We start from the raw sequence: 22,026 nt of genomic DNA on the forward strand, positions 1-22,026 counted from the left end.
CCCTGGACCCTGGGCCAAGCCAAGCATAGACACGAGGTCAGCTCAATTTACGCCAGCCCTCAGCCAAGAGCGCGGCCACCGAGATCGCGTTGCTGGCATGCGCCACCGAGTTGCTGCTCCAGACATGGCGCACGCCGGCTTCCTTCAAATTCTCCAGCGCATCGCCGTTAAAGAGCGCATGCGTGACAGCCACGTCGACTGAGCGGGCGCCGCGCAGCAGCAGTTGCTGGGCCGAGCCGATCAGCGTGCGACCGGTCGAGGCCATATCGTCGAGCAGGACCACTGGCCGGTCGCTGACGTCGATATCGGGCAAGGCCAGCGTCACTTGGTGGTCGCCGAGGCGGACCTTGTTGCCGATCGCGTGACTCAATCCGCCGGCCCTGGCCGCTTCGCTGACCCATTGCGCCGATTCTTCGTCCGGACCGATCAACAAGGCGCCCGGCACTTGTGCTGCCACCCACTCGCCCAGCAGCCGGGCCGCGGACAGCGTGACGCCGCAGCCCCGCGGCATCACCTCGTCCAGGCTGGCGATGCGGTGCAAATGCGGGTCTATCGTCAGCACATGATCAAAGTGGCTGGCCAAGAGCCGGGCAATATGGCGCTGACTGACCGCCTCGCCCGGCGTGAATTCCATGTCCTGGCGCATATAGGCCAGATAGGGCGAGAGCAGATCCAAGCGTTTTGCACCCAGCTCGCGAGCGGTCGGTGCGGCAATCATCAGCTCAACCAACTTGTCATTCGGTTGCTGCAGGCCGCGCAGCAGCAGCACGGTTTCGAACAAGGGCGTCGGCAGCACCAAGCGCATTTCGCCGTCCGGGAACCGGTGCCGGCTGATAAAGCTCAAGGGCATGTTCAGCGCCTCGGCCAACTCCTGCGCCAGCAGGCGCTCGTCATCAAAGGCCAGCAGCATTGCGTTCGAAGTCATGTGAAAAGGCCTTTTCAAAGAGAGAACATCGTGCCGCGCGCAAATTCATGCGGCAATTGATCGTCCGAACCCAGGCGGTAGGCCGAGTCCTGTTCGGCATGCGCCTGCGCAAAGCGAAGATCGGCCTCGTACTGCGCGTGAATGCGGTACAGCACCTCGCCGGCGCGCACCGGCTCGCCCAACTTCTTCAACAACTGCAGGCCCGCGCCCGGCACTTGCGGCGCACCGGCCAAGCCCGCGATGCGCGCAATGCGCAAGTTATCAATTGCGACGACAACACCGTCGCTGGCGGCCCGCAACTCGGCCGTCAGGGTGCCTACCGCTGCCATCTCGGCGCGGCGACCCTGCGCATCGATGATGGCGTTCATCTGCGCCAAGGCGCGGCCGGAATCAAGAATGTCGCGCGCAATGTTGTAGCCCTCCCCGCCGCGCACATCGGGGTCGAACTCGATCATGCGCCCGGCCAGGCGCAGCGCCTTTTGGCGCAAATCCTGCGGCGCATCCGGATCGCCCTGCAGGACTTGCATCACGTCGCGGGCCTCCAGCACCGGCCCTATGCCTCGCCCGATCGGCTGTCTGCCATCGCTGAGCACCACATCGAGCTGCAGGCGCAAATGGCCGGCCACATATTCAAACAGCTTCTTGAGCCGCTGCGCCTCGACCATGGAACGCACCTTGGCGCTCGGCCCGACCGGTATGTCCAGCACCAGGTGGGTAGAGCCGGCGGCAATCTTTTTGGACAAAATCGACGCCACCATCTGACCCGGAGAGTCGATTGCCAGCGGCCTCTCGACCGAAATCAAGATGTCATCGGCGGGCGACAGATCCGCCGTACCGCCCCAGGCCAGGCAGGCCCGCGTCGCCTTGACCACGTCCACCATGCGCTCGACGCTCAGCTCCACCGTGGCCAGCATCTCCATCGTATCGGCAGTGCCCGACGGCGAGGTGATCGCGCGCGAGCTGGTCTTGGCGCATAACATGCCATGCGCACTGACGATGGGCACCACCAGCATCGAAGTGCGGTTGCCGGGGATGCCGCCTATGCAATGTTTGTCGACCACCGGGCCGGCGCCGACTTGCAGCTTCCAGTCGAGCTTGCGGCCCACCGCGATCATTGCCTCGGTCAGGTGCAAGACCTCCTCGCGGTCCAACTCGTACTGATTGGTCGCGACGACAAATGCAGCCAGTTCGATCTTCGAATAGCGTGCCTGAGCCACGTCTCGAATGATGGCGAATAAATCGTCTTTGCTCAGGCGCTCGCCACCAATCTTGCGGCGCAGTGCCGCGATGGAAGCCGGTGGCTCGGCATGCGCGATGCTGGCCGCATGACCCTGCGCCACGCCCAGGCGGGCAAAGGCTTCCTCGCTAACACCCAGCTCACAGGCACTGACGATTTGCGCGTCATCAACCACATTCAAAACCGCCAATATCACCTGGCCGTTGGCGTGGATTTCGACCTTGGAGAGCGCCTGAAAGCCGGCCGCCCGTACCACCGGGCAATCACGGTGCAGATAGGCGACGTTTTCGCGCCAGGTGTCGATGCCGATACGGCGGATGCTGAGCGAGATCTTGGGCTGACCATTCATGCGCCGACTTTAGCGGAGCAGATGGCTCCATCCATTCGATAAAGTCAAAAACTCATGCTATGTTGCTGGCCACAGCACAGCCAAAAACCTCGTTGATCTCAGCCCATGCACCCCGTTTCCGAGTCCGCCAAACATCCGCTGGATGCTCTCTTGTTGCAGCACCTGCCGGCGTTACTGGGCGAGGTTGACCCGCCCACGCTGGACTTGCTGCGTCACTCGCTGCAATGGGTCGAGTTGCCGGCCGGCCAAACCCTGCTGCGCCAGGGTGAGCCCGGAGATGCCATGTATTTGCTGCTGCGCGGCCGGCTGCGCACCTATATGACCGACAGCAGCGGCGAGCAACGCATGGTGCGCGAAATCACCCGCGGCCAAGTGGTCGGCGAAATCAGCCTGTACACCGATGAGCCCCGCTCGGCGACCTTGGTGGCCGCCCGCGATTCGGTGCTGGTACGCCTGGGCAGGACCGAATTTGAGCATTTGCTGACCAGCAACAAACATGCCTCGCTGCTGCTGACCCGGCAAATCATCCAGCGCCTGCGCACCGAAAACTCAAACCCCGCACATCAACTCTCTGCCACCATTGCCCTGCTGCCCATCAGCAATGGGCTGGACTTGGCCGCCTTGGCCGCGGCATTGGCCGAGCAACTACGCCCGGGCGCTCGGGTGGCGATCGTTGCCTCGGTGGTCAGCGACGCCGAGCTGGAAGAAATCGAGGCCTGCCACGACTATGTACTGCTGCTGGCCGACACGGGCCCGAGCCGCTGGACCGAGAGTTGCGCGCGCCATTGCGATGAGTTGCTGCTGGTTGGCGACACCGCCCAACCGCCTGCCCTGCACCCGACCGAGCATGCCTTGATGCTGCGTCGGCCAGCTTCCAGCGGCGCCAATGAAACCTTGTTGCTGCTGCACACCAAAGTGGCTGCCAAGCCCCGGGTCCTGCGGGCTTGGTTGGCCGGGCGGCCGGCGCGCTTTCACATGGAATTGCAAATCGGTTTGGACCGCGACGCGGTCAAATTGGCCGAACGCATCAACCGCCATAGTCGCAGCAACGCTAAAGCTTCGGCCCCCTCCTGGCATTTTGGGCCGGCCGGAGACGGCAGGCGCTTCGAGCTACAGCTGCGCGAGCGCAGGCTGCTGGACAAAGGCGTGGAGGTCGCCCTGGGGGCGCGAGCGCTGGACCTGCTGCAACTGTTGTTGGAGCGGCCCGGCGGGCTGGTGAGCAAGGGCGAGATGCTGGACCGGGTCTGGCCGGGCTTGGTGGTTGAAGAGAACAATATCTCGGTGCAAATCGCGACGCTGCGCCGCGCCCTCGGCCGTGAACTGATTCGCACAGTGGCCGGCCATGGCTACCGTATTCAGGCGCAATCGGTGTAGCTGGTCGCCGCAGACGCTGGCCCAGCCAGCGAGCTCGTTTCACAGAATTTTCAGAACTCCCGCAGCCTGTTGCCACGATAGTGGCGCCAAGCGTCACCGAACAGGCGCAAAGCGAAGGAGGTCTGAGATGAACAAGATGTTCAAACGTATTGCCGCATTGCTGGATAGCCAGGCTATGCAAAACAGCCTGGCATGGGCTGCCAGACACAAGACCAAGCCGGACGAGCAGACCGCAGCGGCCTCTGAGCATGCTGAAGGCGATTTCCGCGACACCGACATCGCCGTGGCCTGGCTTTGCGAAGCCAGCAACAAGACGCGGACCAGCAGCCAAGGGCTCGCGCACTGACGGGAATTTCACCCGGACCTGCCGACCTGGAGAGCGCAAGCGCAGATCAAACCAGGGAAAACCAGCAGGCTTGCGGCCGCCATCCGCGCAGCATTCCTGTTACTTTCGAGGCCTGCGCTTCAGCTCGCATCTCCCAGTCAACGCTTGCCATGCCCATCGTTTCAGCCCATCCCCAACATCTGGAGGCGCTGCTGCGCCAACATCTCACCGCACTGCTAGGCGATATCGAGCCGCAAGCCATCGAGCTATTGCGGCAACACCTGGAATGGGTCGAAATTTCTGCCGGCCAAGCTCTGATGAATCAAGGCGATGCGGGCGACGCCATGTATCTGCTGCTCAGCGGACGGTTGCGTACCTATATCAGCAACGAATTCGGCGAGACTCGGGTGGTGCGCGAGATCGGTCGCGGCCAGATTGTTGGCGAGATGAGCCTGTTCACCGACGAACCTCGCTCGGCCACCTTGGTGGCGATTCGCGACTCGGTGCTGGTGCGCCTGGGCAAAGACCGCTTCAAACAACTGCTGACTATCAGCGGGCAAGTCTCGATCGCGCTGACGCGGCAGATCATCCTCAGGCTCAAGACCGAGGGCGCGCGTTCGCTGCCGGACAAGCCGGTGACGATAGGCGTCTTGCCCATCAGCGCCCAGGTCCAGCACGCCCAGTTTGCCGCTGAACTGGCCAAGCAGCTCAGCGGCTTAGGGCGCGTGGCGGTGGTGTCTGCCGGCAGCATCGGGCTTGATTTGAATGACCCCTCCATTTGCGAGCGGCCCCACGCCGATGTGGACGCGACCCGCCGCATTGCGGTCCATCTGGACCAGATCGAATCCGAACATGACTTCGTGCTGCTGATCAGCGACGACGGCCCCACTCCTTGGACCGAACGCTGCTGCCGGCATAGTGATGAATTGCTGTTGCTGGTCGATGCCGATCAGCCGGTGCAATTGCACGCCATCGAGAGGCAATGTCTGGTCAGCCGCCCTCCCCGCACCGATGCGACCGAGATCGTGGTCTTGCTGCACCCCAATGATCGTCTTTCGCCGCAAGGCACGCAGGCCTGGCTGACGCGGCGGCCCTTGGGGGGGCATGTGCATATCCGCCCGCAACTGCCCCGCGATATGGCGCGACTGGCACGCCTGGTCAGCCGCAACGGCGTCGGCCTGGTGCTGGCCGGTGGCGGCGCGCGCGGTCTTGCACATATCGGCATCTATCGCGCGCTGTCCGAGCGCGGCATCGAAATTGATCTGGTCGGCGGCACCAGCATTGGCGCGGTGATGGCCGCGCTGGTCGCCACGGATAGGCCCATGGACGCCGTCACGTCCGCGGCCAAACATGCCTTCGCCACCAATCCGACCGGCGATTTCAATTGGTTGCCCATGATTTCCTTGATCCGTGGTCGGCGCCTGCGCCGCGTGGTGGACAGCTCGATCACCGAGTTGACCGGTCATGCCGCGCAGATCGAAGATTTATGGAAGAACTTTTTTTGCATTGCCACCAACTACTCGCAAGCCCGCGAGCAGCTGCTGAGTCAAGGCTCGCTGCTGAAGTCCTTGTTGGCCAGCGTGGCCATTCCCGGTGCCCTGCCGCCCGTCATCCTGGGCGGTGACCTGCTCTGCGACGGGGGTACTTTCAATAACTTGCCCGCCGACGTGATGCGCGGACGCTGGGGCATAGGCCGGGTCATCGGGGTCGATTTGGGGCACAACAAACCACGTCACTTCGAGTTTGATGAAGTACCGGGCAGCCTGGCCCTGTTGCGCGACAGCTTGCGCCCACGCTCGCAGCGCCGCTACAAATTGCCCGCGCTGTCGGCATTTCTGATGAATATTACCGTGCTGTACAGCACCTCAAGACAGCGCGAAGTGCGCAAATTGATCGATCTGTATTTCAACCCGCCCTTGCAGCGCATCGGCATGCTGCAGTGGCATCGGTTCGACGAATTGGTCCAGCTCGGCTACAAACATGCCTGCGAAGTACTGGATGCCCAAGCGCCCAAAGATTGAAGACGGAGTCTCATGACATGAACAAGCCCCTTGAATCCACTTCCCATGGCCTTGGTGCGGCAGGCCTGCTGGCTCGTTTAACGCAGGCCTGGAAGGGCCGATTCGCCGGCACCGAGGCCAAATCAGAGGATGGAAACGGGCCGGCTTTGGACCCGCGCCTGGCCGTCTGTGCCGACAAGATCTGCAGCGCCCAAATGGCGGTCAGCCAGATCAAGCCGGGCGATCATGTTTTTGTCGGCACCGCCTGCGCCACGCCACGCACGCTGGTAGCGGCCATGGAGGCCCTCTCGCCGGCGCCGCAAGATGTCGAGTTGCTGCATTTTCTGACCGACCGGGCGGTCCAATATGGTCCCAACGGCCAGCCGCAGACCAAGTACCAACACCGCTGCTTCTTCGTTGGCCAGGATCTGCGCGCTGCGGTCAAGCAGGGTTTGGCCGACTATGTGCCGATTTCGATCGCACGGGTGCCGCAGCTGATTGCAATAGGGCGCATTCCGCTCGACGTGGCGCTGATCCAGGTCTCCATGCCCGATGAGTTCGGCTATGTCTCCTTGGGCGTGTCCGTCGACATCGCTCCGGCCGCCGTGGCCAAGGCACGCCTGGTGATCGCCGAGATCAACCCCCATATGCCGCGCAGCATGGGGGACTCCACCCTGCATGTGGGCGAGATCGACTTGCTGGTGCCGGTAGACACGCCGGTTGTCGAATACCAACATGCGGCCCAGCAGACCGAGGTGGTCGAGAAAATAGCGCGCTACATCGGCAGCATCATCGATGACGGCTCAACCCTGCAGATCGGCCTGGGCCGCTTCAGCAATGAGGCGCTCAAGTATTTGACCGACCGCCAAGACCTGGGCATCCATTCCGACGTCATCACCGACGCCATCATCCCGCTCTTGGAGCGCGGCATTCTGACCGGCCAGCGCAAGAGCAATCAGCGCGGCAAGATCGTCACCAGCTTCGCGATGGGAACGCGCCGGCTCTACGATTTGATCGACCGCAACCCGATGTTTTCCTTTCAGCCCATCGAGGCCGTCTGCGATGCCTGGACGCTGGGCTCGCAGCACAAACTGGTGTCGGTGACGCAGGCCTTTGCCGTTGACCTGACGGGCCAAGTTTGCGTCGATCAGTTCCAGGGTGACTTCTACAGCGGCGTCGCCGCACAGGGCGAATTCTTGCAAGGTGCCTCGCGCTCAGCCGGCGGCAAGGCCATCATCTGCCTGGCCTCGACCGAGGAAGATGGCCACAGCTCGCGCATCCGCCCAGCCTTGCTGGCCGGCGAAGGTGTGGCCATCCCGCGCAGCGAGGTCCACTATGTGATCACCGAGTACGGCATCGCCTATCTATTCGGCAAATCGATCCGCGAGCGGGCGGTGGCGATGATACAGATCGCTCACCCCGAGGTGAGGCAGGCCTTGTTCGAGCAGGCTCAAACGCTGGGCTATATCTCCGCCGAGCAAACCCTGCGCAATTTGCAGGCCTATGCCGTCGAAGAAGAGCGTCAGCTGCAACTCAAAGACAAACGCGCGGTTTTACTGCGCCCGGCCAGCCCCAACGATGGTGACGCCATCCGCGCCCTCTTCCACCAACTGCCCGAGCACGATATCTACACGCGCTTCTTCCGCCGCCTGCGCGGCCTGTCCAGCCGCGATGTTCAGCGCTTATGCAATCTGAACTCGGAGACCGAGGTCGGTATGGTGGCCTGTGTCGGCTCGCGCGAGGACCCCAAAATCGTTGCGCATGCGATGTATATGGTCGACCCTGGCACCAATTTGGCCGAGACCGCCTTCATGGTGCATCCCGACTGGCAAGGCCAGGGCCTGGGTGCCATGCTGCAAAAAAGAATGAGCGAGCATGCCAAAGCGCGCGGTGTGCGTGGCTTTGTGGCCGAGGTCTTGGCCAATAACGAACACATGATCAAACTGGCACGCGGCCTGGCCGACAACGTTCAGGTCGAAAGCTTGGGGTCTTCGGTAAAGATCACCAGCTTGCTGTAGCAGGCAGCAAAGACGGTGCCGATGCGCTCAGTGCCGGCTCAGTGCCGGTCAAGTGCAATCGTCAGTCGATTGCGACCCTCGCTACGGCTATAGGCCACCGATTTGGCCCGTTTGCGCACCAGCATCAGCCCCAAGCCACCGGGCGAAGCCTCGGCAATGGACTTGGGCAAGACCGGCTCGGCCGCCTGCTCGGGGTCAAAAGCCATCCCGTCATCTTCGAAACGAAGATACACGGCCTCGTCATCGCACCAGGCGCTCAAGTCGATCAGGTGCAGGCCGGCATCCTTGAAGGCGTGCAAGGATGCATTCATCAGGCTCTCCTCCAGCACCAGTTCCAAATTGAACAAGACCTTGGCGGGCAATGCCTGAGGCGCCAGATAGGCCAGCAAAGCAAGGCGTGCCGTCTCGAGCGACTCGAGTCGATTCGGCAGCGACAGGCTCAACATTTGAGCGGCAAGCCTCAAGCCTGCAGAGATTCGAGCGCTTGCTGCTCGGTGGCCACCAGCGGAATGATTTGATCCACTGCTGCTTGCTCCAACACGTCTTGCACCAGTTCCTGGGCGCCGAACAAGACCATCTTGCCGCCCTTGGCGTTCAGCGCACGGGCGCTGGAGATCAACAAGCGTATGCCCATCGACGCAATAAAAGGCACGCCGGCCAAATCTACGATCGCATGCTGACCGGCAGCGGCCGTAGAGGCGGTGAATCGAATGCCGATTTGATCGGCGCCTGCGGCATCCAAACGACCCTGGAGCCGCACGCAATGCGTTGCTGCATCTATTTCCGTAACTTCCAATTCCATTGCCATTGCCATTGCCATTCCTTGTTAGCGTCGCTGAGGCTTTTGGAGGTGAGTACCTTGCACCCACTCAAAACACGCCTCGACAGCAAGCCTAGCTCAAGCGCATGACAGTTTAGTGACCGGGCGTGGCGGCGGCTCGTTTCAAAAGCAGCATCGTAATATCGTCTTCCTGCGCCGCGCCGCGGGCAAATGCCCGCACCGCCGCCAAGATCAGTGCCGACAGCTGTTCGGCCGATGCATCGCAATGACGTGCCAGCAATTGCTCAACCCGCAGGCGCCCGAATTGCTCACCATCGGGCGCCTCATATTCGTATATGCCATCGGTCAGCAGGCACAACATATCGCCCGGCGCTAATTCAATCTGCACCGGCGGCCGCAAGCTCGTGATCGGCATCGCGCCCATCGGAAAGCTGGTGGCCTTGTAGCTGATGCAAGCCCCAGTCGCTGCTTGGAAATGCAGGATGGGGCCCTGGCCACCACTCAAGAAGCGCAAGCGATGTTGGTCCGGGTCAAGCAGCCCGATAAAGGCCGTGACAAAGCGACTGTCCGCCAAGGTGGCGGCGAGTTGATCGTTGACCTTGCGGAAGGCCAGCTCCAGGTCCGCCCCCATGGAAAACGCCATCCGCAACATCGCATGCATCTGCGTCACCGACAAGGCCGGTGCGATGCCGTGCCCGGTGGCGTCCCCCAAGACCAGGAGCAAGCCTTGCTCGATCAGGGCGATGTCATAGGTATCTCCGCCAGTCAAGGAGGCCGGCAAAAACGTGCCATGCATGTCATAGCCGCTGATTTGAGGCAAGGTCCCCGGCAGCGTCGAGAGTTGTACCGCCCGAGCCAGTTCCAATTCCTGGCGCATGCGCTCGCCTTCCAGCATTGCGGCGGTCATGCGCACACGGCTCAAGGCCATCGCACATTGAGCGGCCAAGGCCTGCGCCAAGGCCTCATCCTCGGCCTCAAACACGCCGTCCGTGCGGTTCAGCACCTGCATCACCCCCACCAATTGCCCGGCATGGTCAATCAAGGGCAGCGTCAAGCTGCAGTGGGTATGGAATCCGGAGCGCTTGTCGACCTCGGAATTGAAGCGGGGGTCTGCATAGCAGTCAGGCACGTTGATCAAGCAGCGGTCGCGCGCGCAAGCCCCCACCAAGCCCGCGCCCACGGCCAGGCGTACCTGGGACAAGTCCTTTGAAACTTCGAGCACCAACTCCCCCGCCTCGGTGTCCAGCAGCCAGATCGAGCTGCGCTCGGCGTGCAGCACTTGGCGCGCAGCGGCCGCCACCGTTTGCAACATGGTCGGCAAATCAAAGGGCGCGGCGAGCGCGCGCGTCACTGCCAACAGCGCCTGCATCTCCTCCTGGGTCAGGGGCGGATGGCTGCTGGCTTGAGGGCTCATACTGCGCTCAATGCAGGTCCGGCGAGAATGCTTCTTGCAGCCGCCAGCCCTGCTGCCACAAGGCCTGCAGCGCTTGCTCCAAAACGGCATCCCGCAAGGAGTTTGAACTCTGGCCGGGCCTGGCCAAGACCGCCGGGCTCAGCCACTGCGGCGCGGCTTGCACTTCGCTGGATGCAGCTGCACGCCACAGGGCCAAACGCCATGCTTGCTGAGTGCCACAGGCCTGGGCCTCATCGGCCAGCAAACCCAGCCAATCAGCACTGCGCACCGCATAAGCTGCACGCACGATGCGGGCCGCCGAAGCTCGCCTGGGCATCTGCGCAAGGGCTTCGCCCCAGGGGCTGATCAAGTGGCGCGTGGCCGACGCCGCATGGGCGGGCACAGCAGGAGCGGTCGAACGAACAAGCGACACCGAGGCGGTGCGGCGGGTCAACCAACGATCAAAAGAAGCGAGACCTTGCATGATGAATAAATAACTCCGAGTGCCCTGACACCGGCGTTTGCCGGCCCAGGGCATCTCGGAGCCGCAACGCTTTAGCCGTATTTGATAGCCCGCCCGCAAGTAGTTGGTAAATCGGCGGTGACCCCGTTTGCACAGCGTCGGCCATGATTATAAACAAGCAAACGCTCGCCGCAAACGGCGAGCCATGCACAATTGCACGCTCAAGCCACCAGAGTGAGCAGCATCTTGAATGAGTGGATTTCACAGCTGAGTGTGTTGGCCAGCATTTGGCTGGAGGATGTCTGGGCCTCGCCCCAGCAGACTGCTGCGCATTTGGCGGCAGCCATCGCCATCGCGCTGGTGCTGGCCGGCTCCCTGGCAAGAACCATGACGCCGCTGCGCTGGCTCGCCGTGGGCAGCAATATCGGGCTGATGATTTATGGCGCGCTGCATCCCTCACCGATCACCTTTTGCATCGCCGCCGTACTGCTGCCGGTGAACCTCTACCGCGCCATCGAAGTGACCAAGCTGACGCGACGTGTACACCGCGCCGAGGCCGCTGCCCAACAAGCCGGGCTTTGGCTCAAGCCCTATATGAAGGCCAAGAAGCTCAAGGCCGGCGAAACCCTGTTCAGCAAAGGCGACCTGGCCGAGCATCTGTTTTTGCTGGTGGAGGGCCAAATGGAATTGGTCGAGCTAGGCAAGGTGCTGGAGCCCGGCCGCATCTTTGGCGAGATTGCGCTGTTTTCACCCGACCGCATTCGCACCAGCACCGTGCGCTGCGTGACGGCTTGCACCGTGCTGCGAATTCACGACAGCACCGTCAGGCAGCTCTACTACCAAGATCATGCCTTTGGCTTTCACCTGATCGATTTGCTGGCCAGCCGACTCAGTGACGATGTGCAACGCGTCCAAGCCCAGCTGCGTGAAGCCAAGCGTGAAATTCTGGACCGAAGCCAAGCTCAATCACAAGCCCCCCACTGAGCAAGAGCGAGTTTCCGATACATTCATCGACAGCCTTGACAAACCCAGCTGTTGAAAAACGACTCTAGCCTTTTGGATATCCACACCCTCTTTCTCGCCCAAACCTGCGCTTTGGCAGCCATTGCCACCATGCTCTGGGTCGCACGAAGCGACGCCGACGAAGGCAACGGCCTGCGGACCTGGATGTGGGCAGTGGGCTGTCAAGCGCTGGCCTATTTGCTGCTCGCGAACTTGAAATGGTGGCCGAACTCGGTGTCGACCCTGCTCGGCAATGCCTTTGGCGCGCTCAGCGTGGCGCTGTTCTTCGCGGCCATTCGGCAATTCCTCGGCGCACCTATTCCGCTGCGCCGGCTGGCGCTGATGTGCGCCCTGGTGACGGCCGCAGCCGCGAGCACCACCTTTTTCTATGCGCCGGGCAAGCCCAGCCTCATACCGACCATCTTCAACGGCTTTGCCTACGCCGGCCTGGAGTTGCTCAACGCGCTGGCTTTTTGGCGCAAACCCCGGCCGGAGTTGCTGCGGGTGCAACGCATCGTGGCTTTGCTCTATCTCGCCATGGGTCTGCTGCTGCCCGTGCGTGCCGCCTTGCTGCTGGTGGGCGAACTCAATCTGGGGCAGTTCAGCATCCCCGCCGCGTGGAATGCGCCGATCTATCTGTTCGGCTTTATCTACATCATCGCCACCAATCTTGGCTTCTTGCAGATGTGCAAGATGCGCGCGGAGGCCGACGTTCGCTTACAGGCGCTAACGGACGGCCTGACCGGATTACCGAACCGCCGCGCGCTGGACGAAGCGATGGCCGGCGCCCTGGGCGCGGCCCAGCGCCAAGGCCAACCCTTCACTTTGCTGATGATTGATCTGGATTTCTTCAAAGCCATCAATGACAACTTCGGCCATCACCGCGGCGATGAAGTGTTGGCTATTTTTGCCCAGCGCTTGCGCGCGGGCCTGCGCGCGCAGGATCAGGCTTTTCGCTATGGCGGCGAGGAGTTCGTCGCCTTGCTGGCCAATACCCAAGCAGATGGGGCCAAGCTTCTGGCCGAGCGCCTGAGGCAGCAAGTAGGCTCGGGCGCGCAACCCTCCATGCCCGCCATCAGCGCCAGCTTCGGGCTGGCCGTCTGGCAGCCGGGCGACAGCGCCGATGCCATCTTCCAGCGCGCCGACCGGGCACTCTATCAAGCCAAGGCCTTGGGCCGCGACCGGGTCGCCATGGCTTGAGCCGGGCGGCTGAGCTAAGCTAAGCTGCGGCCAGCGTCGGCGCTTGGCAGCTGCCTAGATTCTCATCCGTCAAAAGGACTCGCGCATGAAAAACAGCATCGTTTGGGTCGATATCCCGGTCCGTGACTTGGACCGAGCCATTGGCTTTTATTCGGCCGTCTTGGGCCGCCCAGCCAGCAAAGAGGGCGGACCGGGCTTTGTGTTTGGACTGTTGGCGCACGAGGGAGATGAGGTCGGCGGCTGTTTGTACCTGCCGGACGCTGACAACGCGCCCTCCAAAGCTGGACCCTTGGTTTACCTCAATGTCGAAGGTCGCATGGCGGCAGCATTGGAGGCCGTGTCCAGCCATGGCGGCCAGGTCGTCAAGCCCTCGCAGGCCATTGGCCCACATGGTTTTCGCGCCATTGTTGATGACAGCGAAGGCAACCGGCTCGCGCTGCACGCGCAGACTGCCGCACAAGACTGATCGCTCGGCCGCGAGCCCTACTTCAGGGCCTTCACCAGCGCCTCGAACTGCGTCTTCACCGACTTGTCATGCGGGATGATGGCGGGCACAGGTCTGCTCACCTTCAGCAGCTCGTATACGGCCATTTGAGCGGCGCGCACCGAGTACTCGACAGTGAACACCACATCGTCGGCGATCTCGACAAACTGGCTGATGAAGGCCAGGTTCTTGGAGTTCTTGGGCACCGGCAGTGGCCTATCACTGTGCGAGCGCGGCATGAACATACTGGTGATGTAGGGCATCCGACAAGGTATGCAGTTAGCCTTGGCCACCGTCTCAAGGTCAAAGCGCAGATGACCACAAAGTTCCCGCAAAATTTCTTCGCCGCTGCATTCGCTCATCGGCTTGGCCACAAAGTTGCCGATCCGGTCGGGGAACAAGGCATAACCCCAGAACACCTGCACATCGGCCGGCTGATTGGCAAAATGCGGCTGGTGCGCCAGCACGATGGACATCAGCCAGTTGGAGTCTTTGAAGGTCACCAAGCCGCCGGTGCCAGGCTGGTTGCCGCTGAAGGCCTGCATCTTGTCAAAGAAGACCGTGTCCTTCAGCGTCACCGTGAAGGAGGCCCACATCGACTCGGCAACGCTGCTATTGAATGCCGACGGATTGCCAAACTCGGGGCGCCCTTGAGCCAGCTTCTCCCACAGCAGCCAGCCACCACTGTCTTGTTTGTTCAGCGCTGGCGGCGCGCTGTGCATACTGCCCAGGCTGGACGCATCGGTCATTGAAGCATTCTGGAAGAACACCAAGTCGTTCGCGCTCAGCTCAATGCGCTCGATCTTGCCCGCGCGCAAGCAGTCGATGGCCGTCACCACAAATTGGCCGTCTTGCTCGGCGTGAAGGATGTCGGTGACCTTGCAGTCCGGCACGAACTGCACACCCTGTACCTGCAGCCAGGCTTGCAGCGGACGCACCAGCGAGTCGTATTGGTTGTAGACCGTGCGCTTGACGCCGCCCAGCGTTTCAATGCGCGAAAACTCCAGCATGAAGCGATGCAGGTATCGCTTGAACTCCACCGCACTGTGCCAGGGCTGGAAGGCGAAGGTGGTGGCCCACATGAACCAGAACTCGGTCTCGAAGAAGGCCGGCGACAGCCAGTCGGTGATGGGCGAGTTGCCCAGGGCCTCTTCGCTGGCCTGGCTCAGCTTGAGCAACTCCAGCCGGTCGGCCATCGAAAAACCCATTGATTCCACCGGCATCTTGGCGCGCTGGCGGTTGACCAGGCGGGCCATCGAATGGGCCAGGTGTTTTTCGTTGAAGGCCAGGGTTTCATCGAAGACGCTTTGGCCGGCATGCTCCAGCGAAGGGATGGACTTGAACAGATCCCAGGTGCATTCGTAGTTATCGGTCGTCAGCATGCGGCCGCCGCGCAGCGAGTAGCCGCTTGCGGCGTCGCCGGCACCGTCCAGGCTGCCGCCCATCAAGGGCAGCGCCTCCAGGATGGTGATGCTGGCGCCGGGCACATGGGCATCGCGGATCATGAAGGCGGCGGCGGCCAATGAGCCAATGCCGCCTCCTAGCAAATAGGCTTTGAGCTGGGGGGAAGTCGAAACGGATGTTTGCATGGCGAAGCTCTACAAAAATGACAGGGTCTGGGCATCACCGCGCGGCACGAATGGCGGTGATGACGAGCCCGCAGCTTCGCCGGCAACTCGCCGGCCTCAAATGATCCGGATCAATTGAGGGGGCGAGAACCCCATCGGTTTGACTTGGATCAAACCCGCGAGCGCTTGCGTATACGACTCAAGGCCTCGGGCGTGACGCCCAGGTAATGCGCTATGTCCCGCTGCTGTATGCGCTTGGCCAGCACCGGGTAGGTCTGCAAAAAGGACTGGTAGCGCTCGTCAGGCCGCATGGTCAGCAGTTCGCGCTCACGCTGCTCCTTGCGCACGATATGCCAGGCCAGCAACTGGCGAATAGCGCGCTGCCAGGCCGGGTGAAGAGCCATCAGCCGGTTCATTGCGGCGTAGTCGACCTGCTCGATCTGACAGTCCTCCAGCGCCACCGCGCCGTAGTCGGTCTTGAGCCCGGCGATCAGCACATTGGGGCAGGCGAAGAAGTCACCCTCGCCTATGAAGGACTTGATCCACTCCTCGCCCTGCTCATTCGTATAGCTCAGTTTGACCAAGCCCTGGCGCAGCACATAGACGAAGGGTTGCCACTCGCCGGACGCAAAAATATCCGCGCCCTTGGCGAACTGGCCGAGTTGATAAGTGGGCGCCAAAGCGTCCCAATCCGGCAGCGCTTGATCGGCGGCTGTCTCTAAAAGTTTTCGGGTTTGCTGCATGGGAGGGCTGGAGTCTACTTGGGCAGGCTGCACTTGCTGTCAAAAAGAGCTCCGTGGGAAGGCACTGCTAGCGTGGCTTGCTACAACGGCCTAATATTGCCGCGCCGACTCGTTGAAGATGCGAACCCTGGAGCCACTGATGAACAACGACATGTCTTCCGCCCTGGCCGTGCTGACACTGGCCTTCGTCTTATCCCTGTTAGTGGGCATCAAGTCGCAACTGCGTGAGAGCGAAGCCAAGCTGAATGCCTTGCTCATGCATATGGGTATCGCGTGGGGCCAATACGCTGAACCATCAGAAGAGGTCATTGCCTTGGCCAAGGATCCGAAGGCGAAGATCGAGGCGATCAAAGCCTATCGTACGCAAACCGGACTCGGCCTGAAAGAAGCCAAAGAGGTGATTGACAAGCTGGCGAGCACTACAGCCGAATCACATTGACCGCGTCCCCAAACACCGCCCGAACCAAAGGCAGCAGATGAGCGTGGTGGCTCAGAAAAATGACCTGCGTGTGCTGTGACAGCTCGGCCAGCGCACGCAAGCCAGCCTCTGCGCGGCCATCGTCATAGTTGATGAATAAGTCATCGGCGACAAAGGGCAAGGCATGGGCCGGGTTCTGCTCAATATGCAACTCCAGGGCCGCCAAGCGCAGCGCCATAAAGAGTTGGTCGCGCGTGCCTTCGCTCATGCCGTCCACGCCCACCAGCCGACCGTCGGCGCGCAGGCCATGAAGAGTCAGCGGCTGAGCCTCGAAGTCGACACTCAGGCGCTGAAATGAGCCCTGCGTCAGCGCGGCAAATATTTCGCTGGCGCGCCCCAACATCGGACCCTGCTTGGTTTCGCGGTAACGATCGATGGCCCATTTCAGCAGCCGCGAGGCGGTGTAGACCTTGACGTAGCGCTCGGCCGCATTGGCCATCTTGGCCAGCGCGTCTTGGCGCTGGCCCTCGGCACGCGCGGCATTGTCTTGGCCGGCGATCAGGTCCAGGGCCGTCTGCGCTTTGTCAAGCTCCGTGGTCAAGCCCTCGCTGCGTTGCTGCGCTTCAGCAATCTGCTGCGCGAGCTCGGCCACCGCCACCGCAATTTGCGCGCCATCTACGGCCGCCACCTCGGCCTCCAGCGCAGCGAGGCTGAGCCCATCGCCGCCTTCGGCCAGCGCGCTCTGGGCAGCCTGCAGCGCGGCTTCGGCCAGGCGGCGCCGATCCGAGGCGGCAATGCAATCTCGCAGGCTGGCCAGCTCGCCGACACCGGCCTGCCGCAGGAGCGGCTCCAAACGCGCCGTCGCTTCATTCAGCCGCTGCCGTGCCGCGTCCGCCTTGTGTTGCAGACCGGCCAGCTCCAGGCGCAGACGCTGCGCTTCCTCTTGCGCCCGTTGGGCCGCGCCCAATTGGCTCAGCAAGGTTTGCACACTCGCATCGGCCGGGCCGCTCGTGGCCAGCTTCAGCGAGCCCGCACAGGCCAGCCATTCAAGCTCGAAGTCACTCAGCTCGCGCTGCATGCGCTCAATCCGCCGCAGCCGCAGATCGCGCATTTGTTGCAATCTGGCGTCGATCTCCACCCAAGCAGCACAGACCTGCTCGGCGGCATCCGCCAGCACCGTCTCGGGCAAGCCCATCGCTTGCAGGGCCTGGGCCCAAGCCTGTTGCCACTGGTCAAACTCGGCCTGCGCAGCCTGCCGCTTATCCTGCAGATGACCGGCGGCATGACGGGCCTGCTCGATTTGCCGCGCCAAAGCCTCGGCACGCACCGTGGCGGCGGCCGCCGCGCCCGTCGCTTGATCGGCCACCAGCATCAGGGTCTCAAGCGCATCGCCGCCGTCAAAGGCAATCTGGGCTGCGCGCAGGCCGCCGGCCAAGCTCGCCCAAGCTTCGGCCGCCTGTTGGCTGCAGGCCTGCTGCTCTTGCACCGCCTCGTCCAACTGTTCCTGCGCCTCCAGCACGCGCTGTCGCGCCTGCCGCCAGGCCTCCAGATCTAAAGCCACCATGCCGCCCAGACCCAGGCTTTCGCTCAGGACCAGCCACTCGGCGGCCAGCGCTGAAACTTCGCCTGCCTGCTGGCTGTGTGCCAGCGCCTGCGCCTCGGTCTGCTGGCGCAGCCTGGCCAAGGCGTCCAATTTGGCCTGCAACTCGCTGGCCTCGCGCGCCTTGGCGTGGCGCTGGTCGGCAAGGCCGTCGGCCTGCTGAATGCTGGCCTCGAAGCCCGCTGCCGCCTGCTGCAGCGCCTCCTCGCCCAACTTGATACGCTGCCATTGCGCGTTACGCCGCTCGCGCACTTGCGCCAGATCCGTGGCAGAAATCGGTTGATGGGTCTGGGTGTACTGCTTGATTTCCAGCTGCAGCGCCGTTTCATCGGCGCGTAGCTCAGAAAGCCGCTCCTGCAAGGCTTGCAGCTTGCTTTGCGCATCCAACTGGCGCTGCAAGCGCTGCTGCATCGCCGGCTCGGAGGGCAGGCTCAGGGCCCGCAACGCAGCCGTATCCAGATCGGGCCGACCCCAGGCCCCGAGACCGATGCGCGCGTTCGAGAGCTCCCGCTCGGCACGCTGGCGCCTGAGCTCCGCACGGGCCATGGTGGCACGCACATCGCCCAGTGCACGCGCCCGACTCAGCGCCGGCCCCAAACTGGCCGGCAGGCTGATCGAGGTTTGCGATTGAGCTTGGGCCTGCAGCGCCAAGGCCTGCAGCTCGGCCGCCTTATCAGCCTCGGCGCCGAGCGCGGCACGGCGGGCAAGATCCAGCAGGCCATAACGCTTGGCCAAAGCGGCAAAGCCGGCGCGCACCGGCAGCGACGGCATACGCTGCACCAGGCCGGCCTCATCGAAGCCGGCCTCGTCCAAGGCGGGCCAAGCGAGGCGACGCAGCTCGGCTGCTATCTGCAGCCAATGTCCGCTCAGCTCGGCGCGGCAAGCCTCGATTTCCCGGCCATGGCCGCGCACTTGCTGGCGGCGCTGCTCCAGCGCCAAGATCTCCGTCTCATGCCGCAGCACATCCTCATCCACCCACAGGGCCGCGAGTTGCTCGGCCACTGTCTGCGCCTGGCTCATCAACAGTTCCTGCGTGCGCCCAGCGGTGGCCAGCTCCAGTTCAAGCTCGCCCACCACATGCGCCGCGTCCGCCGGCAGCAAAACCACTTGCTGCAAGGCCAACAGGCTGGCCTGCGCAGCGCCGATTTGCCGCAAGCTGGGCGCCACCCGGCGCACACGCTCAAGCACATTGCGTTGCAGGGACAGGCCGTGCATCTGCGTGCGTAGCGCCAAGCGGGCCTGCTCAAGCTCGGCCACTTTGGCGCGCGCGTCCAGCCATTCTTTGGTGCGCACGGTGGCGGCCTTCAAGGCCAGGTCAGCAGCGGCCAAGTCGTCACTGGCTGCGTAATAGGCACGCTCACCGGAACGTCGCTTGGCCCACAGCTTGTCAGCCTCGGCATCGAGCCGTTCGCGCACTCGCCCTAAGCTGCCGATGCCAGCCGCCGACTGGAACAGAATCTGCCCCAGGTCGTTGGAGGCGCTCAGAATCGCCTTGCCGCCTGCTTCCAGCCGCCCGTGGTCCAGCCCGAACATCTGCTCAAAAAAGCTACGGTCGCTGGTGCCCAAATAGGCCGTCAAGGCCGACTCCGGCAAGACCTGGCCCCGCGCATCGAACAAAGACTTATTGCGGGCCTTGCTCCGCTCGAACTGCAGATTCAACTCCCCATGCGACAAGATGGCACCCAGACGCATATCCGCCTTGGCATGCAGGAAGTCGTAACTGGAACGCGTCTCGATGCCAAACAGCAGGTCGAGAATGGCGTTGCGAGTGGTCGACTTGCCGGCCTCATTGGCGCCGACGACGAAGTGAAAATCACGCGCAAGGGTAGAGACGGGAGCGGGAAATTCCAGGCGCTGATCGGTGAACTTGCCGTAGCGAAGCAGGTCTAGCTGTTGGATGCGCATGGTTAGTTTTTGACTTGTTTTTGCTGGGCAGATATGGCGGCGATGGTAAGCCAAGGTCCAGCCCTGCTTGCGCCCTACAATCCGCGCCAAATCACCGGAGTGAACCCCCATGACTGCGCCCATCGACTTCTATTTCGACTTTGCCTCGCCCTATGGCTACATTGCCTCGCAGCAGATCGACAAGATCGCCGAACGCTATGAGCGCAGCGTAACTTGGCGCGCCATCGTGCTGGACGCCAACTTCCAGTCACTGGAGCGCATTCGCATCCCCAACAACATCATGCGCAGCGACTACATCCGTCGTGATGCCGAGCGGCTGGCCACCTTTTACGGCGTTGAATACCGCACGCCCAGCAATCTGGGCGCGCACACCGAGCAGGCGGCGCGAATCTTTCATTGGGTACATGACCGCCAACCGCTGCGCGGCCGCGATTTCGCCAGCCGCGTGATGAAGGCCTATTTCGTCGACGACCAGAACATTGCATCGGAAGAGGTGCTGGAAGCCATCAGCACCGAAATGGGCCTCAGCGCAGAAGACTTCGCCGAAGCCAGCGCCAACCCGGCCAGCCGCTCGCGCCTGAAGGCCGAGGTGGACATGGCCGAAGCCCGCGGCGTCTTTGGCTCGCCCTTTTTCATCGTCGAAGGCGAGCGCTTCTGGGGCAACGATCGCCTGCCGCAGTTGGAGCGTTGGTTGGCGACCGGGCCTTACTGAGAAAAAAGCCCCTGCGTCACTCCAGCATTCTTGCTTGCCTGGACGCTTGAGTCGGCCGACTACAAATTGCCCGGAGCGGCCACAGGGGCCAAGAACCTGGTAATCATCTCGCCGGGACGGCCCACTGAACGAGCCCAAGCCTAGTTCGGCAAGCGCAATTCGTGCAACAAGGCCAAGTAGTACTCCAAGGACGGCGTGGGCTGCGCCGGCAACTTGGCTTGGTCATCCCAGCGCCGCAAAGAAATCGCATCCTGTGCATACGGCAAGGCCTCGAACGCAGCCGCTTCAGCTGCCGACATAGCCCCACCCTGCAGCCCCAGCGAATGCAGCGAGGCCGGCGTCAGCTGCGCCGCGTAGCCCTCGTCCATCGCCACCAGATAGCGCTTGGCTGCCACATGCCAGCGCACCGGCTCGGCCACCGCCGGGCCAAAGACCTGCATCAACAAAGGCTGGGCACGCGCCTCATGCACATCATCGACGTCATCAGCGACGCCAGCCGTTTCTATGAAGTGGCCAATATCGTGCAGCAAGGCCGCCGCCACCAAAGGGGCAGGCGCGCCGGCCCATTCGGCCAGCTGCGCGCATTGCAAGGCATGGGCCAGGCTGCTGACCGGCTCGGCACGGTCGCCTTCATAGGCGATGTCGGCGTTCTCACGCAAGAGCTGTTCGATCAGTTCAACACTCATTGTCATCATTAAATTCACCGCTTAAATCAGACGTTTGCGAATCTGCGCCGACAGCATATCGATCACCGACACGCTGAGCACCAGCATCAACAGCACCGTGCAAGTTTGCTGATACTGAAAGCCGCGCATCACATCCCACAGCACCATGCCGATGCCGCCCGCGCCCACCATGCCGACCACCGAGGCCGAACGTACATTCGACTCCAGCCGGTACAGGGTGTAGGAAATCCACAGCGGCAAAACTTGCGGGATCACACCGTAAATGATCTCGGCCAGCGGGTGCGCGCCGGTGGCCCGGATACCTTCGACCGGCTGCGGATCGATCGCCTCGACCGCCTCGGAGAACAGCTTGGCCAGGATGCCGGTTGTGTGCACCCACAGCGCCAGCACGCCGGCAAACGGACCCAGGCCGACGGCGACGACAAAGATCAAGGCGAACACCATCTCATTGATCGAGCGAAAGGCATCGAGCAAGCGCCGCACCGGCTGCCGGACCCACCAGGGCGTCAGATTGGCCGCTGCCAGCAGGGACAGCGGTGCTGCGCAAACGACGGCCAGCGCCGTGCCCCAGAGTGCGATTTGCAGCGTGATCACCAGCTCTTGCAAGTAATAACGCCAGTCATGCAGATCGGGCGGAAAAAAGCTGCGCGCGAACTGCAGCATATTGCCGCTGTCGCGCCACAGCTCGGCCGGGCGCATATCGGCACCCTTCCAGCTGCCGGCCAGCAAGGCCAACAGCACGCCCCAGATCAGCAGTTTGCTGAGGGAGTTGCGCGGACGGTCCGGCATGACGGGGCGGGCGAGGCTGGCGGCTGCGCTCATTTTTAAGGCTTTTCGATCAAT

Annotated in this window: 20 protein-coding genes; 9 read left to right on the plus strand and 11 right to left on the minus strand. The window is 62.6% G+C overall.

Translation table 11 applies throughout. The features are described 5' to 3' along the window. Positions 1-37: 37 nt before the first annotated feature. Positions 38-925 carry a ribose-phosphate diphosphokinase gene (locus tag LNV09_RS10530; RefSeq protein ID WP_263557044.1) on the minus strand — a complete coding sequence of 296 codons (888 nt, stop codon included), beginning with the start codon at positions 923-925 and terminating at the stop codon, positions 38-40. A 14-nt stretch (positions 926-939) separates the two neighbouring features. Next, positions 940-2,511, minus strand: a complete 1,572-nt coding sequence (locus tag LNV09_RS10535; RefSeq protein WP_263557045.1) for a thymidine phosphorylase family protein — start codon at positions 2,509-2,511, stop codon at positions 940-942. A gap of 105 nt (positions 2,512-2,616) precedes the next feature. On the opposite strand from LNV09_RS10535, the gene LNV09_RS10540 reads away from it, so the two are divergent. The 4 genes from LNV09_RS10540 to LNV09_RS10555 all read left to right on the plus strand — a co-directional run bounded on the left by LNV09_RS10540 (position 2,617) and on the right by LNV09_RS10555 (position 8,228). Then, positions 2,617-3,885: a cyclic nucleotide-binding domain-containing protein gene (locus LNV09_RS10540; RefSeq protein WP_263557046.1), complete on the plus strand. Its 1,269-nt coding sequence runs from the start codon at positions 2,617-2,619 to the stop codon at positions 3,883-3,885. A 127-nt stretch (positions 3,886-4,012) separates the two neighbouring features. Further along, a complete protein-coding gene (locus LNV09_RS10545) occupies positions 4,013-4,231 on the plus strand; it encodes a hypothetical protein (protein WP_263557047.1) in 219 nt (72 codons plus the stop codon). 149 nt (positions 4,232-4,380) lie between these two features. After that, positions 4,381-6,231 (plus strand): patatin-like phospholipase family protein, encoded by a 1,851-nt coding sequence (locus tag LNV09_RS10550; RefSeq protein WP_263557048.1) that lies wholly within the window; start codon positions 4,381-4,383, stop codon positions 6,229-6,231. 17 nt (positions 6,232-6,248) lie between these two features. Further along, positions 6,249-8,228, plus strand: a complete 1,980-nt coding sequence (locus LNV09_RS10555; protein WP_263557049.1) for a bifunctional acetyl-CoA hydrolase/transferase family protein/GNAT family N-acetyltransferase — start codon at positions 6,249-6,251, stop codon at positions 8,226-8,228. A gap of 38 nt (positions 8,229-8,266) precedes the next feature. Here LNV09_RS10555 and LNV09_RS10560 read toward each other — a convergent pair whose 3' ends face one another. The 4 genes from LNV09_RS10560 to LNV09_RS10575 all read right to left on the minus strand — a co-directional run bounded on the left by LNV09_RS10560 (position 8,267) and on the right by LNV09_RS10575 (position 10,886). After that, a complete protein-coding gene (locus tag LNV09_RS10560) occupies positions 8,267-8,674 on the minus strand; it encodes an ATP-binding protein (protein WP_263557050.1) in 408 nt (135 codons plus the stop codon). Positions 8,675-8,688: 14 nt separating this feature from the next. Further along, positions 8,689-9,030 carry an STAS domain-containing protein gene (locus LNV09_RS10565; RefSeq protein WP_263557051.1) on the minus strand — a complete coding sequence of 114 codons (342 nt, stop codon included), beginning with the start codon at positions 9,028-9,030 and terminating at the stop codon, positions 8,689-8,691. A 112-nt stretch (positions 9,031-9,142) separates the two neighbouring features. Further along, a complete protein-coding gene (locus LNV09_RS10570; protein WP_263557052.1) occupies positions 9,143-10,423 on the minus strand; it encodes a PP2C family protein-serine/threonine phosphatase in 1,281 nt (426 codons plus the stop codon). 7 nt (positions 10,424-10,430) lie between these two features. Next, the gene (locus LNV09_RS10575) at positions 10,431-10,886 is read right to left on the minus strand and encodes a hypothetical protein (protein WP_263557053.1); all 456 of its coding nucleotides are present in this window, start codon (positions 10,884-10,886) and stop codon (positions 10,431-10,433) included. Between the two features lie 213 nt (positions 10,887-11,099). Between LNV09_RS10575 and LNV09_RS10580 the strand changes: the two genes are divergently transcribed. From LNV09_RS10580 to LNV09_RS10590, 3 genes are all read left to right on the plus strand, one after another. Beyond that, entirely contained in the window at positions 11,100-11,849 is a 750-nt protein-coding gene (locus tag LNV09_RS10580) for a Crp/Fnr family transcriptional regulator (RefSeq protein ID WP_263557054.1), read from the plus strand. A gap of 72 nt (positions 11,850-11,921) precedes the next feature. After that, positions 11,922-13,067 carry a GGDEF domain-containing protein gene (locus tag LNV09_RS10585; RefSeq protein ID WP_263557055.1) on the plus strand — a complete coding sequence of 382 codons (1,146 nt, stop codon included), beginning with the start codon at positions 11,922-11,924 and terminating at the stop codon, positions 13,065-13,067. Between the two features lie 85 nt (positions 13,068-13,152). Further along, the gene (locus LNV09_RS10590) at positions 13,153-13,533 is read left to right on the plus strand and encodes a VOC family protein (protein ID WP_263557056.1); all 381 of its coding nucleotides are present in this window, start codon (positions 13,153-13,155) and stop codon (positions 13,531-13,533) included. A 17-nt stretch (positions 13,534-13,550) separates the two neighbouring features. Here LNV09_RS10590 and LNV09_RS10595 read toward each other — a convergent pair whose 3' ends face one another. Continuing rightward, positions 13,551-15,140, minus strand: a complete 1,590-nt coding sequence (locus tag LNV09_RS10595; protein ID WP_263557057.1) for an oleate hydratase — start codon at positions 15,138-15,140, stop codon at positions 13,551-13,553. A gap of 149 nt (positions 15,141-15,289) precedes the next feature. Beyond that, complete coding sequence (locus LNV09_RS10600) at positions 15,290-15,862, minus strand: Crp/Fnr family transcriptional regulator (RefSeq protein ID WP_263557058.1); 573 nt, start codon at positions 15,860-15,862, stop codon at positions 15,290-15,292. Positions 15,863-16,001: 139 nt separating this feature from the next. Here LNV09_RS10600 and LNV09_RS10605 point away from each other — a divergent pair, with 139 nt between their 5' ends. Continuing rightward, positions 16,002-16,301, plus strand: a complete 300-nt coding sequence (locus LNV09_RS10605) for a ribosomal protein L7/L12 (RefSeq protein ID WP_263557059.1) — start codon at positions 16,002-16,004, stop codon at positions 16,299-16,301. Here LNV09_RS10605 and LNV09_RS10610 read toward each other — a convergent pair. After that, entirely contained in the window at positions 16,282-19,785 is a 3,504-nt protein-coding gene (locus tag LNV09_RS10610) for an ATP-binding protein (RefSeq protein WP_263557060.1), read from the minus strand. The genes LNV09_RS10605 and LNV09_RS10610 overlap by 20 nt on opposite strands. Before the next feature lie 109 nt (positions 19,786-19,894). On the opposite strand from LNV09_RS10610, the gene LNV09_RS10615 reads away from it, so the two are divergent. Continuing rightward, positions 19,895-20,497, plus strand: coding sequence for a 2-hydroxychromene-2-carboxylate isomerase (locus LNV09_RS10615; RefSeq protein ID WP_263557061.1), 603 nt, complete (start codon positions 19,895-19,897; stop codon positions 20,495-20,497). A 140-nt stretch (positions 20,498-20,637) separates the two neighbouring features. On the opposite strand, the gene LNV09_RS10620 is transcribed toward LNV09_RS10615, so the two are convergent. Continuing rightward, a complete protein-coding gene (locus tag LNV09_RS10620; protein WP_318023286.1) occupies positions 20,638-21,183 on the minus strand; it encodes an HD domain-containing protein in 546 nt (181 codons plus the stop codon). 21 nt (positions 21,184-21,204) lie between these two features. Further along, positions 21,205-22,005: a phosphonate ABC transporter, permease protein PhnE gene (gene phnE / locus LNV09_RS10625; RefSeq protein ID WP_263557063.1), complete on the minus strand. Its 801-nt coding sequence runs from the start codon at positions 22,003-22,005 to the stop codon at positions 21,205-21,207. Positions 22,006-22,026 lie beyond the last annotated feature (21 nt).

The organism is Paucibacter sp. B2R-40 (genome assembly GCF_025717555.1).
In the GTDB taxonomy this organism is placed as follows: Bacteria; Pseudomonadota; Gammaproteobacteria; order Burkholderiales; family Burkholderiaceae_C; genus Paucibacter_A.